Below are 12,964 nucleotides of genomic sequence, written 5' to 3'. Positions count from 1 at the left end.
AAACCGGCCCGAGCGACGCTCGAGGGTTCCTGTCCCCTTTCACCCACCGGCAGAACCGGCGCGCGGACAAAAGGCCAACACGGTTCGAACTTCCACGAGGCATTCGCCCCTTGTCGGTTCTCACCCGTCTCATGCAGGCTCGGTCGAATTAAGATCGGCAGATGCCGATCACCCACAATCTCGGACAGGAGACCGGAAACAGCGAGCCGCTTCCGGTGTCCGGACCCCGCGGACGGGACCCGGAATTCGGTATCTGACGGCCTCAGGCCGCAGTGACTGTTGCCGGATCGAGCTTGAGGCCCGGACCCATCGTCGAGGTGAGCGCGACGCGCTTGACGTAGTTGCCCTTGGCACCCGTCGGCTTCGCCTTGATCACCGCATCGGCAAACGCCTTGATGTTCTCTTCGAGCGCCTTGGCGTCGAACGAGACCTTGCCGACGCCGGCATGGACGATGCCCGCCTTCTCGACACGGAACTCGACGGCGCCGCCCTTGGACGCCTTGACGGCGGCCGCAACGTCGGTGGTGACCGTGCCGACCTTCGGGTTCGGCATCATGCCGCGCGGGCCGAGCACCTTGCCGAGACGGCCGACGAGCGGCATCATGTCGGGCGTTGCGATGCAACGATCGAAATTGATCTCGCCCTTCTGGACGGTCTCGACCAGATCTTCCGCACCGACGATGTCGGCGCCGGCTGCCTTGGCCTCGTCAGCCTTGTCGCCACGAGCGAAGACGGCGACGCGCACGGTACGGCCCGTGCCGTTCGGCAGATTGACCACGCCGCGGACCATCTGGTCAGCGTGACGCGGGTCGACGCCGAGGTTCATCGCAACTTCGATGGTCTCGTCGAACTTGGCGGTGGCACGGTCCTTCAGAAGGCCGATCGCCTCCGAAAGGTCGTACTGCTTGTTGGGGTCGATACCCTCGCGTGCCTTGGCGACGCGCTTTGCGAGTTTCTTCGTAGCCATCGTATCAGCCCACCACTTCCAGGCCCATGGAACGTGCGGAGCCTTCGACCATGCGCATGGCGGCTTCGACGTCGTTCGCGTTCAGGTCCTTCATCTTCGCCTCGGCGATTTCGCGCACCTTGTCGCGGCCGATCGAACCGGCCGAAGACTTGCCCGGCTCCTTGGAGCCCGACTTCAGGTTGGCGGCCTTCTTCAGGAAATAGCTCACCGGCGGCGTCTTCATCGCGAAGGTGAACGACTTGTCCTGATAGTAGGTGATGACGACGGGGATGGGCTGGCCCTTCTCCATCTCCTGCGTGGCGGCATTGAACGCCTTGCAGAATTCCATGATGTTGATGCCGCGCTGACCGAGCGCAGGACCGATGGGGGGCGACGGAGTCGCCGAGCCCGCGGCTACCTGGAGCTTCAGCTGGCCTGCAATTTTCTTAGCCATTGCTCTGCCTCATTGTTCTGCCGGACCATGCCGGCGGTTGCAGTCGGTGGTGCGGAAACGTGCGGCCGGCTAAGCCGCGGCCCCTCCCACCAGTCTTCACCGGCGGCCTTCGCCGCCAGCGACCCGGCCCCGCACGAGCGGCACCGGGATTTCCGGTCAGCCCTTTTCGACCTGACCGAATTCCAGATCGACAGGAACCGCGCGGCCGAAGATCGAAACCTCGACCTTGAGGCGCGAACGCTCTTCGTCGACTTCCTGAACGAAACCGTTGAACGACGCGAACGGGCCATCGGAAACGCGCACCGCCTCTCCGACCTCGAACGTCACAGAAGGCTTCGGGCGCTCCACACCCTCCTGCACCTGGTGCAGGATGTGCTCGGCCTCTTTTTCGGAGATCGGAACGGGCTTCGCCGTGCGCGGGTCCTCACCAAGGAACCCGGTGACGCGCGGCGTGTTCTTCACCAGGCTGATCACCTGATCCGTCAGATTTGCCTTGAGGAGCACGTAGCCGGGAAAGAACTTGCGCTCCGCATCGACCTTCTTGCCACGCCGAATCTCCACGACCTTCTCGGTCGGAACGACGATCTGCTCGATCTGAGCGCTCAGGCCCTTCTGCTTGGCCTTGTTCTCAATGTCTTCGGCGACCTTCTTCTCGAAATTCGAATAGGCGTGGACAATGTACCACCGCGCAGTCATGTTCAAAATTCTCCGTAGTCGCCGGCGCTATCGCCCGATGCCCAGAATCAGCTCGATCGCAAAGGCGATGATCTGATCGGAGGCAAAGAAAAAGGCAGCTGCCAGACACGCAAATCCCATCACCATGATCGTCGAGATCATCGTTTCCCGCCGGGAGGGCCACGTGACCTTCGAGGTCTCGGTCCGCACCTGCTGCAGGAAAACGAAGGGATTGGTAGTCTTGGACGCCATCTGCCGCTCTTTATTATTGCCCCGTGTGACCCGGAGCATGAAACTTCAATCCCGCAAGCTGGACGGCCAACACCATCCGCCCTGACAGACACGAATCACCGACCGACATTCAGCCATGCAATTCAGGCGCGTTGAGCCTAATCCAGGCCCCACGCGCCTCGCGTCTGTTCGCCCTACATAAAACCGAACGGGCAAACTTGCAAGAGCCTATCCGGGAATTGCTGGCTGCCGGGACCATGCCGGGGCGCGGCACGGACCGGAATGGCAGGGGCAGCAGGGCTCGAACCTGCGACCTGCGGTTTTGGAGACCGCCGCTCTACCAACTGAGCTATACCCCTGCATCGCCGATGCGACGCCTTCCTATTTCCTCTTTTGGCGGCGCGCAAGTGCACATTCGCGATTGGCAGCGCTTACGCGAGCATTTTCCGCGGCGCTGACGGCAACCGATCCCTGAAATGCAAAACGGGCGGCCCGAAGACCGCCCGTTGCCGGCAATTCTGCCGAAGCCTTATTCGGTGATCGAGGCGACGATGCCGGCGCCGACGGTGCGGCCGCCTTCACGGATGGCGAAGCGCAGCTTCTCTTCCATCGCGATCGGCACGATCAGCGTCACGTCCACCGTCACGTTGTCGCCCGGCATCACCATTTCCGTGCCTTCCGGCAGCGTCACGATGCCCGTCACGTCCGTCGTGCGGAAGTAGAACTGCGGACGATAGTTGGTGAAGAACGGCGTGTGACGGCCACCCTCCTCCTTCGTCAGGATGTACGCCTCGGCCTTGAACTTCGTGTGCGGCTTAACCGAACCCGGCTTGCACAGAACCTGACCACGCTCGACGTCCTCGCGGCCAACGCCACGGATCAGCGCGCCGATGTTGTCGCCCGCCTGGCCCTGGTCGAGCAGCTTGCGGAACATCTCGACGCCCGTCACCGTCGTCTTCGACGTGTTGCGGATGCCGACGATCTCGACTTCCTCGCCGACCTTCACGATGCCGCGCTCCACGCGACCCGTCACGACCGTGCCGCGACCCGAAATCGAGAACACGTCCTCGATCGGCATCAGGAACGGCTGGTCGATCGGACGCTCCGGCGTCGGGATGTACTTGTCCACTTCGGCCATCAGCTTGCGGACCGCGTCCTCGCCGATCTCCTTGTTGGAATCCTCAAGTGCCGCAAGCGCCGAACCCGCAACGATCGGAATGTCGTCGCCCGGGAACTCGTACATCGACAGAAGCTCGCGAACCTCGAGCTCGACAAGCTCGAGAAGCTCCGGATCGTCGACCTGGTCGACCTTGTTCAGGAACACAACGATCGCCGGAACGCCAACCTGGCGCGCCAGAAGAATGTGCTCGCGCGTCTGCGGCATCGGGCCGTCGGCAGCCGAAACAACCAGGATCGCGCCGTCCATCTGCGCGGCACCCGTGATCATGTTCTTCACGTAGTCAGCGTGGCCAGGGCAGTCGACATGCGCGTAGTGACGCGCTTCCGTCTCGTACTCGACATGCGCCGTCGAGATCGTGATGCCGCGGGCCTTCTCCTCAGGCGCCGCGTCAATCTGGTCATAGGCGCGGTACTCGCCAAAATACTTCGTGATCGCAGCCGTCAGCGACGTCTTGCCATGGTCAACGTGACCAATCGTGCCAATGTTCACATGCGGCTTGTTACGCTCAAATTTACCTTTGGCCATTGTTTTATCCCTTTGGCGCCGTGGATGCGGTTTGTTTTCAGATGCGGGCGATTAGCGACTGACGCTGGAAAACACAAGCCCCCTTGCCGCGACAGGCCGGATTGGCATGAAAACGCCGGCCCTGCGCCGGCACCCGTGGTACTGGCGCCGCGCTGCACTGCCGGTCATTCAATGAACTGGAGCGGGTAGCGGGAATCGAACCCGCGTATTCAGCTTGGAAGGCTGCTGCTCTACCATTGAGCTATACCCGCCCTTGATGGCTACCGGTGCGCAGTGGTGGAGGGAGTTGGATTTGAACCAACGTAGGCATAGCCAACGGATTTACAGTCCGTCCCCTTTAACCACTCGGGCATCCCTCCGTACTGCGCCGGAGCCATGTGACGTGGCACGCATGGGATCTTCGTTGAGGGCCGTGGCCGCCGCCGAAAATCCGCGAGCGCCTTATGGCTTTACGGGTCTCGCGTGTCAACCGCAGTCTACGTCAATTTTCGGCCCGTGCCGGCACCGTCATCGCGACCGTATTCATTTTGCCGGACCAGCGCTATAGAGAGCGCATGAGCGATCAGAAAAAATCCGGCACGTCCAAGGACACCCACTACGCAAAGCTTCGCCGCGCCCACCGCGAGAAAGGCGGCGGCGAGGGACAGGCCGCGCCGCGCCGCCCTCGCCCGGCCGATGGCCCCCTGCCCGCGGATGGGCTGGTGCGGCTTTACGGACTGCACACCGTACGGGCCGCCCTCGACAATCCGGCGCGCAGGATTCGCCGCTTGCTGGTCACCCGCAATGCGATGGCCCGGCTCGACCTTGCCGAACCGCTTGCGCTCGCCTTTCCCGGCGAGATCGTCGAGCCCCGCGACATCGACCGCATCGTCGGTGGCGACGCCGTGCACCAGGGTGTTTTGCTCGAGGCCGAGCCGCTCAAGCCCAAGCGGCTGTCGGCAATGGATGACACGCGGCTGGTGTTGGTCCTCGACCAGGTGACGGACCCGCACAATGTCGGTGCCATCATGCGTTCGGCCGTTGCCTTTGGCGCGGGCGCGCTGATCACCACCGCTCGTCACAGCCCGGCGGAAACCGGCGTCCTGGCAAAATCGGCTTCCGGGGCCCTCGAACACATCGACCATGTCGAGGTGCGCAACCTTTCCGACGCGCTCGAGGAACTGCACGAGGCGGGCTTCCAGACGATCGGCCTCGACTCGGAAGGTCCGGAGGAACTGGAGCGGACATTTTCGGCTGCGCGCGTCGCACTGGTGCTTGGGTCCGAGGGAAAGGGGCTGCGCCAGAAGACCCGCCAGACCGTAACGGCGCTTGCGCGGCTGGACATGCCCGGCCCGATCCGTTCGCTCAATGTGTCGAATGCGGCCGCGGTGGCGCTTTATACGGCCGGACGGCACCTGTCCCGCCAGTCATGAGCGGCTTATCCGAAGCCGCCAATATCGGTCACCTGGCTAAGATAGACGGCCAGAGCCACAAAACCCGCGGCGAATGCCATCCCGCGCCAATCGACATCAGTCCGGCGCATCTCGTTCCAGAGCCTCACCAGCAGCCAGGCTGCGGCCAGCAATGCAACGGCGATCAAGGCGAAACGCAACATCGGCCACTCCCTGTTCGGACCAGATACGTGGAGATGTGGGTGCCATGGCAACGGTTTTGAAGGCGGCCCCGACATATCTCGCAACGTCAGTGGAATTGGCCCTTCACGCGCGCCACGGGCAACGCTAAGCTACGCACCTGCTAATATTGTTCATTTTCGCGTTCTTGCATCGGGGCATTCACTCTGTTTCGTCGAATCAATACCGAATCCCTCGATATCGGGGCGTTGTTCCACCACTCTCCCAACGCCTATGTCATCTTCGATGAATCGCTGGCGATCGTTGGCTGCAACGAAGCGTACCTGCATGCAGTCGGGCGAAGGCAGGTCGACGACATCGCCGGCAAGAACCTGTTCGACGCATTCCCGAGCGCGCCCGACAGCCCCAGCCACGTTCTCCTGAGGCGCTCGCTCGAACGGGTCATCGCGACTCACGAGCGCGACCATATCGCGGTCATCCCCTACGACACGTCGGCACCCGGCGAGCCGCCGAAAATGCGCTACTGGAGCGCCACCCACACGCCGATCTTCGATCGCGACGGGACCTTCCGCTACATTCTCCAGCACACTGTCGACGTGACGGAACTGCAGCGCCTGCGCGAACGCGGTGCGCGCGACCAGATCGCCGAGGCCGGCGTACTGCAACGCGCCCGCGAAGTTCAGGCCGTCAACCAGGCGATCACCGCCGAACATGAAATGCTGCAGGACATGTTCGAGCAGGCGCCGGGCTTCATGGCGATCCTCGCCGGCCCCGCCCACACTTTCATCCTGGCCAACGAGGCCTATACCCGCCTCGTCGGGGGCCGCGAGATTCTAGGTAAGTCGGTGATCGACGCGCTGCCTGAAATCATCGGCCAAGGCTTCGTCGACATTCTCGACCGGGTCTATACGTCAGGCGAACATTTCATCGGCGAAGGCGTCGGGCTGACGCTGATGTCGGATGACGGCTCCGAGGCCTCGGAGCGATATCTCGACTTCATCTACCAGCCGATCTTCGCGGAAGACGGTAAGGTCAGCGGCATCTTCGTCCAGGGACACGACGTCACCGACAAGGTCGAGGCGGAACGGCTGCGCACGCTGCAGAACCGGGAGCTCGGCCACCGATTGAAGAACCAGCTTGCCATCGTCCAGGCCATCGTCAACCAGACGCTGCGCGCCAGCCCCGACGTGGAAACGGCGCGCGGCGGCATATCCGCGCGGCTGCGCGCTCTGGCCGCTGCCCACGACAGCCTGATCTCAGGCACGTCGGAATACACCACCGTCGGGGAAATCGTCGACAATACGGTCGGCCTTCTCAGCGGCGAGCGGTCGCAGCGTTTCTTCATTCGTGGACCGGAGATGAAGATCGGGTCCCAGGCAGCCCTGTCGCTGTCGCTGATCCTGCACGAGCTTTCGACCAACGCCGTGAAATATGGTGCGTTGTCCAACGACACCGGCTCCGTTTCGATCGAATGGCGCGGCGACGCGACCGGCAACGATCAGGAGTTCGAGCTCGCCTGGCGCGAGGATGGCGGGCCGCGCGTATCCCCGCCGACATCTGCCGGCTCCGGAACGCGGCTCATCAATGCCGGGCTGTCGGGCGCGCGTTCGTGCGACGTCGACATCGACTTTGCGCCCACGGGCCTGACCTGCACCGTGCGCGCCGATTTGGCGAGCATTCAGGAATAGGGATGCGGCGCGTGCCTGGCACGATCGCCCAGCTCGCTGGCAATCTGCGACAGCTTCAGCTCGGCGAAGCGGCCGAGCAGCGCCTGCCTCGCCATCGCGATGGTCCCGGACACCGTCTCGTTCACCGTGCGCTCGACCAGGCAGCGCGGCGCCGGATCCGACAGGCCGAAGGCGAACAAATCAGGCTCACCCAGGCTCTTATAGACATCTAGCACGGTGATGTGATCGAGCGGGGTCGCCAGCCGCCACCCGCCGCCATGGCCCTTTTCCGAGCTGACGTATCCGCGCTCGCGCAGTCCTGCCATGATGCGGCGCACCACCACCGGGTTCGAACCGAGCATCCGGGCGATATGCTCCGATGTCATCGGGTGGTCGCTATCGGCCATGTGGAGCAGTACATGGAGCAACCGCGAGAGGCGTGTATCGTGGCGCATGTCGTCTCCATCCGGTCAATGCCAGCCGTGCTCAATGCACTTTCGACGCTGCCAGACCGATTGGCCAGCGCTGACCCCGCAGTGCCTCGACCGCGTGAAATGCCAGCCATGTCGAAAAACTGAGATGGTGCCCCCGGCAGGATTTGAACCCGCGACCCCCTGATTACAAATCTCTGCGCATGTCAAGGGAAAGCAAGACGATAGCAGATTTCTGGTGTAAAATGGAAGCCGAGAAAACCCAACAGAATCAGTGCGGCCCAACATGGACTGTAAAATGAATGAACAATGGCAAGGCATGGAAGGAGCTTAGATGATTGCCAACGCGTACCGCTACGAATCGACGCGAGCAAAGGCCCTTGAGATTGACCGGTGCGACGACCGTGAGGCATGCATCGAAATGGCTATCGAAGCCATAAGCAACGGCATGTGCGATGAGGGCATCAGCGATAATGGCAAGATGCTCGCCGCGCACGCGCTATGCCGGGCGCTCGACATAACCTTGCTGGATATGATGCGCGCGCACGAGGAAGAATGACCCACCCCGTCACCATCAACACCATCGGCATCTGCCTGGACGAAGGCTATCGCATCGCCGTGTGCTGCAACGTGTGGCGCGACGGAGCGCCGTGCAACTGGTGGAAGTGGCTGGATCTGGAGAAGCTGGCCGCGAAGCTCGGGCGCGACCATAGCTCGATGCATGATGACCTGGTGCCGCATCTCTATTGTCTGCGGTGTGGCTCGAAGGATGTCGGGCTGCGGCTGGACCCGCCGTCGAGGATGGCGGGCGGATAAAAATGCAGCGGTCATGTCGATTGTGCTTGCGAAAGCCATTGTGACGTCCTACATTTAGGACATCAAACGGAAGGGGATTGGCCCCGCCGGAACTGGGTAGGAGACCCGAAGATGACCATCACCGCCGCCACCTGCGAAGTTTTCGTCACCACCGCCAGCAACGGCGATTTCCTCAACGCCTACTCCCCCGCCAAGTTCGACAAGGCTCTGGTTGCCAAGTTGAAGAATATGCGCGGCGCCTATTGCCGCAAGGATGCTCGCGGCTTTCGCTGGGAGATCGCCGCCGATCACATCTGTGCGGATGATTTCCGCCAGGCGTTCGAAGCCGCCGCAGCACGCGGCAACTGCGATCCGAAGCAGTCGATCAATCTTGCCTACGAGATGTACAACAAGAACGGCGCATTCTACGGCTGATCGGGAGGGGTAGAGATGAACACTGTGCCAACACTCAAGCAAGCCGTGACCCGCCGGATGGAACAGTTCAGCGCCCTCGGCTGGACCCCATCATCCCGCCAGCAAGTCGTCATCGCCGCCGGAAAGGCACGCCTCATTCTCGGATGGCTGGGATCGGAAGGGAAAGCGATGCTACCCGCCAGGCCTGACGAACATGTCGACACCGAGAATTTGCCCGCAGGCGTTGATGTGACTGTCTGGGAGGCGCTGCCCGACACTGTAGACGAGATAGCAATCCCGACTGACGACGACGTGCGCGAGGCGGCGCGCCTGCTCGGATCGAACACGATCGACAAGGGCATCGCCAACGACGAAACCATATATTGGATGCGCAAATGACGACGGGAACGGTTATTCAGGAGGTTGGCGAGGCGCTCTATGGCCCTCGCTGGCAGTCCGAGCTCGCGCGAGAGCTCAAAATGTCGGATCGGCATATGCGCCGCCTGGCATCAGGTGAGGCCTCGCTGACACCGGGCATGGTGGATGACATTATTGCGCTTGGCCAAAAGCGGCTTGCGAGCCTGCATGCGGCGATCCGGCGGCTTGAGGTCTTTGAGCATCCGGACGGCTAGGCTACGGCCGACCGCGGCTCTGGGCGGCTTCCAAGCGCTGTAGAATTTCCCGCGTGACCTTCATGTCGGCCGCGAGCGAGTTGAGCGAGGCCTCTACGGCGCGCATTGCGCTTGCGGCATCCACCGCCTGTCGCTCTACGTTTGTGATGCGCAGCTCGTGATTGGCCAGCATGCGTGATTCGTTCTCCACGATGCTGATGCGCCGCGTGAGAGATTCGATATTGGCCGCGTTCGTGGTGCGCCCTGTCTCCAGTTCCGCCAAGGTATAGCCCCATGCGATAAAGCCGGCGCTGAAGCCGACGAGAACCGCCACGGTGTTGATGTTCCACTTCCATTCGAAAGAAGGCGTGGTGACGTTCATCTCTTTGTCCTCGGCCAATGCCCCAGCCCCTTAGAAACGTTCTGCGATGGTGATGGTTCGGCTATTTCGTGCAGGCCGGCAGAGCCATGCACGTCCGATTGTGGCCTGCGACCTGCTCGGCAAAGGGCCGGTCGTTGGCGATGATGAATGACCGCGTCTCGGCCGATGGCGTCAGCAGCGCGAAGCCGGCGCCGTCATTCACACCGGCTTTCGACTGGCAACCACTTGCCCCCGAGCTCAGAGCAAAGAGCACGATCATCCATGCGGCGGATTTCAGCATTGGTTTCGCTCCTGTCGCGAATGAGTTCCATGGATCGCTCAAGCGCGTCTGCACGCTCTCTCTGGCGCCCCTCGCCTATTCCCACGAGATATGCCGGCAGCGCGACCACGGCAGCCCCTACGGTCGCGCCTATGCCGAGTTTCAGCCAATCGAACAGGGCGAACATCAGTGCGCTCCTACAATTGCGCGCGTCTCGCCGTTCATCACGAACGTGCTCGGGTCGATCGGCACTTTCCCAATGCACGTGACGGTCGGGTGCCCCGGCGCCCAAGGCGTGAGCTTTGGGTCTGGCTCCCATGCCGGGATCATCGTCGGGAACGGCTGCAGAGGCGGGAAGCTGGGGAGAGCCACTGTCACGCCTGGGCAGGTGTCAACGTGCGGAGCGTGATGCTTCTCGCACGCCGGGCAGAGCCATGCTTTTCGTTCCATCACGTCCTCCAGCCCAGCCGCTTGGCCATCAGGTACCAGCCTTCGCTGATGATCGGCGCGACCACGCCGAGCGCCAGGCTTGCCCACTGCGCAATCTCTGGATCGGCGATCAGATCGCTCGCCTCATGCTCGGTGATGACACCGTAATAGAGCAGCGGGAATGTCGCGTAGCGCAACGCGATACGAATGATGGCACCCATGTCAGCCTCGCTTGATGAGTTTCATGATGAAGGTGAGCAGACGCTCCCACCACGGCGCCTGCACAGGCGCAGGAGCGGGCTTGGGCGTCGGCGCGTGCGATGGAGCCGGAACTGGCTTTGCCGGCGCTGGTGGGGCTGCCTTGCCGATCAGCGCGTCAAGTTCGGCGGCTGTCGACGGCGGCGGGATGATCTTCTCGGCTGCCGGCCGCTTCGCATAGGCGTTCGCAAGCTTCGTGTGGTAGCCGTGCTTGGCATAGCCGGACCCGTTGTAGCCCTTGGCAAAGCCCGCCCAGTTCTTGTCGCGCAGGTGGCGCTGGAGCCCATTGCTGACAATGAACCGCGCCATGGCGTAGAGCCCGGCGCCCTCGGAGTGCTTCATCGCCTCGACAAACGACACCACGTCGCGGAAGCCGGCAGCTTCGTGATTGAAGCCCATCACCTGTCCCAGGTTCCACGAAGCCGAGCGCAGCGCCGCGTCGCGCTGGATCGCCATCGCCTTGATCAGGCGTGGATAGCTGTCGGACGGATACGCCCCAGCCTTCCATTTGGCATAGGCCAGACCTTCCTTGACCGCGCGTGTGCGATTTGAGCCAGGTCCGAGCTCGCGATAGAAGATGTGCGGCTCGAACAGCATCTTGGGCCGGCGCTTCGTGTCGAAGCCCTTGCCCGCTGCCTCGATCTGCAGCACCGCGCGCAGCACCGCGATCTCGCAGCCAAGATAGCCAGCAATGATTCTCACGTCGCCGTCGTTCAACGGCAACGCCTTGCCTACGAAATCCATAGGTTCATCCTTCCCCCGTTTCCGGGCGGCTGGTCGTTTCAGTCTGGGTTGAAGGCTGGCTTAGGCAGCGGCCGCGAAATACGGCTTGGCGGCAAGGTTGGGCGCTACGGCTTCTTCCCACGCCTCGCCATCGTCGCTATAGGCGATCTGCCCGTCACCGAAATGCACATAGGCGCGGTCGTCGTACTCGTACCCCACGGTCACGCTTTCGCCGTCCCACGGCACCGCGACAGGCGTCCAGCCGCCGACACCGGGTGTGCCCAACGAGCCTTCCGATACGAGCCAGTCGTCGTCGGATCCTGCATACCAGTGGTCGAGGGCGAAGAATGCCTTGTTGATCGTGCTGGTTTCGGTCAGACCGGCGTCCGCCCATGTCGCGAGATTGCTGGCCACGGCATAAGCCGAGCGCTGCAGCGGCGCGGATGGAGCGGAAATGGCAAGCACGATGTTGCCCTGCGCGAATGCGGTGATGTTGCGATCAGCCACGAAGGCGCCGCGGTCGGTGAATGTGCCGGATGGCGTCGATGCTGTCTTGAAGCGCTGGCCAGTCGAGGCGTTCACACGGCCGACGACGGTGATGCCACCAGATGTCGCGGCAAGCCCGCGAGCGACGTCGACAGGGCCGAACCCGCCATCGTACCCGATCAGGTCATCGCGCCCCGACCAGCTTGTGCCATTGCTGGAATAGACAAACTCGCCGGTCGGCTTCAGTGCGACGATGTAGTCGTCATTGGCAGCGGCAAAGCGATACTCGCGAAGGCTTGCGGCCGTGCTCGGGCCGTCGCTGGCATATGGCACGGACAGCAGGTCCCAGGTGCGCCCGTCCGTCGTCCGGAAGATCGCGCCGGTGTTTGCCGTTGAACTGGTCCAGATCGCGCCATGGGCATACCACGCGCCTTTGAAGCGCACGATGCCGAAGCATTCGAACGCGCCTGGCCCGCCATTGCTTGTGGTGTATGCGGCGAGATCGCCTTTGATAAGCGCCTCATGCCAGATCAGGCCGTTGCCGGCGATGCGATAGTGCAGGTTGGATGTCTTGTGCGCGCCTACCGTCAACACGTCGACAGCCATGGCGACATGGTTGATCGCGCCTTTAAAGACCGCGTTCCAGCCAAGAAAGAGTGCGGGGCCGAGCAGGTTCACGATGCCATGTTCCCGGCGAATGACAGTTCGATCTTGCTCCCGGCGGTGCGCACGAAATAGGCGATCTTGGTGACGGCATTGGCCGCCGTGGGCCAGTCCGGCTGATCACCGCACCAGACGAAGTTGCTGCCCCAGTTCGTGATCGTGCGCCCGCCCGTGCCGTCCTGCGCCACGTTCAGGAATCCGCTCTTGCCGGCGATCTGATTTGTCGGGTTGGCGAGCGTCCGGCCGGCGGCGCCGATCGTCACG

General features: G+C 62.7%; 20 protein-coding genes and 3 tRNA genes. 7 read left to right on the top strand and 16 right to left on the bottom strand.

Going from position 1 to position 12,964, the window contains the following annotated elements; genetic code table 11:
* Positions 1-262: 262 nt before the first annotated feature.
* From rplA to AAFN84_RS24600, 8 genes are all read right to left on the bottom strand, one after another.
* A complete protein-coding gene (gene rplA, locus AAFN84_RS24635) occupies positions 263-967 on the bottom strand; it encodes a 50S ribosomal protein L1 (RefSeq protein WP_347517390.1) in 705 nt (234 codons plus the stop codon).
* Between the two features lie 4 nt (positions 968-971).
* Positions 972-1,400, bottom strand: coding sequence for a 50S ribosomal protein L11 (gene rplK / locus AAFN84_RS24630; RefSeq protein WP_347517389.1), 429 nt, complete (start codon positions 1,398-1,400; stop codon positions 972-974).
* Between the two features lie 156 nt (positions 1,401-1,556).
* On the bottom strand, positions 1,557-2,096 hold the full coding sequence (gene nusG, locus AAFN84_RS24625; protein ID WP_347517388.1) for a transcription termination/antitermination protein NusG: 540 nt from the start codon (positions 2,094-2,096) through the stop codon (positions 1,557-1,559).
* A gap of 27 nt (positions 2,097-2,123) precedes the next feature.
* Positions 2,124-2,327 (bottom strand): preprotein translocase subunit SecE, encoded by a 204-nt coding sequence (gene secE, locus AAFN84_RS24620; protein WP_347517387.1) that lies wholly within the window; start codon positions 2,325-2,327, stop codon positions 2,124-2,126.
* A gap of 262 nt (positions 2,328-2,589) precedes the next feature.
* Positions 2,590-2,665: transfer RNA gene (locus AAFN84_RS24615), tRNA-Trp, on the bottom strand.
* A gap of 170 nt (positions 2,666-2,835) precedes the next feature.
* The gene (tuf, locus tag AAFN84_RS24610) at positions 2,836-4,011 is read right to left on the bottom strand and encodes an elongation factor Tu (RefSeq protein WP_347517386.1); all 1,176 of its coding nucleotides are present in this window, start codon (positions 4,009-4,011) and stop codon (positions 2,836-2,838) included.
* A 177-nt stretch (positions 4,012-4,188) separates the two neighbouring features.
* Positions 4,189-4,262, bottom strand: a tRNA-Gly gene (locus tag AAFN84_RS24605).
* A 23-nt stretch (positions 4,263-4,285) separates the two neighbouring features.
* Positions 4,286-4,370: transfer RNA gene (locus AAFN84_RS24600), tRNA-Tyr, on the bottom strand.
* Positions 4,371-4,565: 195 nt separating this feature from the next.
* Between AAFN84_RS24600 and AAFN84_RS24595 the strand changes: the two genes are divergently transcribed.
* Positions 4,566-5,423 (top strand): RNA methyltransferase, encoded by an 858-nt coding sequence (locus tag AAFN84_RS24595; RefSeq protein ID WP_347517385.1) that lies wholly within the window; start codon positions 4,566-4,568, stop codon positions 5,421-5,423.
* Between the two features lie 5 nt (positions 5,424-5,428).
* On the opposite strand, the gene AAFN84_RS24590 is transcribed toward AAFN84_RS24595, so the two are convergent.
* The gene (locus tag AAFN84_RS24590) at positions 5,429-5,605 is read right to left on the bottom strand and encodes a hypothetical protein (protein WP_347517383.1); all 177 of its coding nucleotides are present in this window, start codon (positions 5,603-5,605) and stop codon (positions 5,429-5,431) included.
* A 225-nt stretch (positions 5,606-5,830) separates the two neighbouring features.
* On the opposite strand from AAFN84_RS24590, the gene AAFN84_RS24585 reads away from it, so the two are divergent.
* Positions 5,831-7,270, top strand: coding sequence for a PAS domain-containing protein (locus AAFN84_RS24585; RefSeq protein ID WP_347517382.1), 1,440 nt, complete (start codon positions 5,831-5,833; stop codon positions 7,268-7,270).
* On the opposite strand, the gene AAFN84_RS24580 is transcribed toward AAFN84_RS24585, so the two are convergent.
* Positions 7,261-7,704 (bottom strand): Rrf2 family transcriptional regulator, encoded by a 444-nt coding sequence (locus AAFN84_RS24580; RefSeq protein ID WP_347517381.1) that lies wholly within the window; start codon positions 7,702-7,704, stop codon positions 7,261-7,263. The genes AAFN84_RS24585 and AAFN84_RS24580 overlap by 10 nt on opposite strands.
* Positions 7,705-8,014: 310 nt before the next feature.
* On the opposite strand from AAFN84_RS24580, the gene AAFN84_RS24575 reads away from it, so the two are divergent.
* From AAFN84_RS24575 to AAFN84_RS24555, 5 genes are all read left to right on the top strand, one after another.
* Complete coding sequence (locus tag AAFN84_RS24575) at positions 8,015-8,239, top strand: hypothetical protein (protein ID WP_347517380.1); 225 nt, start codon at positions 8,015-8,017, stop codon at positions 8,237-8,239.
* Positions 8,236-8,496, top strand: a complete 261-nt coding sequence (locus AAFN84_RS24570; protein WP_347517379.1) for a hypothetical protein — start codon at positions 8,236-8,238, stop codon at positions 8,494-8,496. Before AAFN84_RS24575 ends, AAFN84_RS24570 begins: the two co-directional genes overlap by 4 nt.
* A gap of 111 nt (positions 8,497-8,607) precedes the next feature.
* Positions 8,608-8,910 (top strand): hypothetical protein, encoded by a 303-nt coding sequence (locus tag AAFN84_RS24565; RefSeq protein WP_347517378.1) that lies wholly within the window; start codon positions 8,608-8,610, stop codon positions 8,908-8,910.
* 15 nt (positions 8,911-8,925) lie between these two features.
* Positions 8,926-9,288 (top strand): hypothetical protein, encoded by a 363-nt coding sequence (locus AAFN84_RS24560; protein ID WP_347517377.1) that lies wholly within the window; start codon positions 8,926-8,928, stop codon positions 9,286-9,288.
* Positions 9,285-9,521: a hypothetical protein gene (locus AAFN84_RS24555; RefSeq protein WP_347517376.1), complete on the top strand. Its 237-nt coding sequence runs from the start codon at positions 9,285-9,287 to the stop codon at positions 9,519-9,521. Before AAFN84_RS24560 ends, AAFN84_RS24555 begins: the two co-directional genes overlap by 4 nt.
* Before the next feature lies 1 nt (position 9,522).
* On the opposite strand, the gene AAFN84_RS24550 is transcribed toward AAFN84_RS24555, so the two are convergent.
* The 6 genes from AAFN84_RS24550 to AAFN84_RS24525 form a co-directional block, all read right to left on the bottom strand.
* Positions 9,523-9,882, bottom strand: a complete 360-nt coding sequence (locus tag AAFN84_RS24550) for a hypothetical protein (RefSeq protein ID WP_347517375.1) — start codon at positions 9,880-9,882, stop codon at positions 9,523-9,525.
* 61 nt (positions 9,883-9,943) lie between these two features.
* Positions 9,944-10,162, bottom strand: coding sequence for a hypothetical protein (locus AAFN84_RS24545; protein ID WP_347517374.1), 219 nt, complete (start codon positions 10,160-10,162; stop codon positions 9,944-9,946).
* A gap of 428 nt (positions 10,163-10,590) precedes the next feature.
* Positions 10,591-10,791: a hypothetical protein gene (locus AAFN84_RS24540; protein ID WP_347517373.1), complete on the bottom strand. Its 201-nt coding sequence runs from the start codon at positions 10,789-10,791 to the stop codon at positions 10,591-10,593.
* 1 nt (position 10,792) lies between these two features.
* Entirely contained in the window at positions 10,793-11,572 is a 780-nt protein-coding gene (locus AAFN84_RS24535; protein WP_347517372.1) for an N-acetylmuramidase family protein, read from the bottom strand.
* A 60-nt stretch (positions 11,573-11,632) separates the two neighbouring features.
* Complete coding sequence (locus tag AAFN84_RS24530; RefSeq protein ID WP_347517371.1) at positions 11,633-12,715, bottom strand: hypothetical protein; 1,083 nt, start codon at positions 12,713-12,715, stop codon at positions 11,633-11,635.
* On the bottom strand, positions 12,712-12,964 hold a 253-nt coding region (locus AAFN84_RS24525; protein ID WP_347515703.1), incomplete at its 5' end, for a hypothetical protein. The genes AAFN84_RS24530 and AAFN84_RS24525, both read right to left, overlap by 4 nt.

The organism is Mesorhizobium sp. CAU 1741 (genome assembly GCF_039839275.1).
Taxonomy (GTDB): Bacteria; Pseudomonadota; Alphaproteobacteria; order Rhizobiales; family Rhizobiaceae; genus Aerobium.
Note: the sequence above shows the minus strand (reverse complement) of the source record. Positions and strands in the feature narration are given on the sequence as shown.

Coding starts and splice junctions, on each gene's coding strand:
- rplA (WP_347517390.1), bottom strand. CDS start 967: ATGGCTACGAAGAAACTCGCAAAGCGCGTCGCCAAGGCACGCGAGGGT.
- rplK (WP_347517389.1), bottom strand. CDS start 1,400: ATGGCTAAGAAAATTGCAGGCCAGCTGAAGCTCCAGGTAGCCGCGGGC.
- nusG (WP_347517388.1), bottom strand. CDS start 2,096: ATGACTGCGCGGTGGTACATTGTCCACGCCTATTCGAATTTCGAGAAG.
- secE (WP_347517387.1), bottom strand. CDS start 2,327: ATGGCGTCCAAGACTACCAATCCCTTCGTTTTCCTGCAGCAGGTGCGG.
- tuf (WP_347517386.1), bottom strand. CDS start 4,011: ATGGCCAAAGGTAAATTTGAGCGTAACAAGCCGCATGTGAACATTGGC.
- AAFN84_RS24595 (WP_347517385.1), top strand. CDS start 4,566: ATGAGCGATCAGAAAAAATCCGGCACGTCCAAGGACACCCACTACGCA.
- AAFN84_RS24590 (WP_347517383.1), bottom strand. CDS start 5,605: ATGTTGCGTTTCGCCTTGATCGCCGTTGCATTGCTGGCCGCAGCCTGG.
- AAFN84_RS24580 (WP_347517381.1), bottom strand. CDS start 7,704: ATGCGCCACGATACACGCCTCTCGCGGTTGCTCCATGTACTGCTCCAC.
- AAFN84_RS24575 (WP_347517380.1), top strand. CDS start 8,015: ATGATTGCCAACGCGTACCGCTACGAATCGACGCGAGCAAAGGCCCTT.
- AAFN84_RS24570 (WP_347517379.1), top strand. CDS start 8,236: ATGACCCACCCCGTCACCATCAACACCATCGGCATCTGCCTGGACGAA.
- AAFN84_RS24565 (WP_347517378.1), top strand. CDS start 8,608: ATGACCATCACCGCCGCCACCTGCGAAGTTTTCGTCACCACCGCCAGC.
- AAFN84_RS24560 (WP_347517377.1), top strand. CDS start 8,926: ATGAACACTGTGCCAACACTCAAGCAAGCCGTGACCCGCCGGATGGAA.
- AAFN84_RS24555 (WP_347517376.1), top strand. CDS start 9,285: ATGACGACGGGAACGGTTATTCAGGAGGTTGGCGAGGCGCTCTATGGC.
- AAFN84_RS24550 (WP_347517375.1), bottom strand. CDS start 9,882: ATGAACGTCACCACGCCTTCTTTCGAATGGAAGTGGAACATCAACACC.
- AAFN84_RS24545 (WP_347517374.1), bottom strand. CDS start 10,162: ATGCTGAAATCCGCCGCATGGATGATCGTGCTCTTTGCTCTGAGCTCG.
- AAFN84_RS24540 (WP_347517373.1), bottom strand. CDS start 10,791: ATGGGTGCCATCATTCGTATCGCGTTGCGCTACGCGACATTCCCGCTG.
- AAFN84_RS24535 (WP_347517372.1), bottom strand. CDS start 11,572: ATGGATTTCGTAGGCAAGGCGTTGCCGTTGAACGACGGCGACGTGAGA.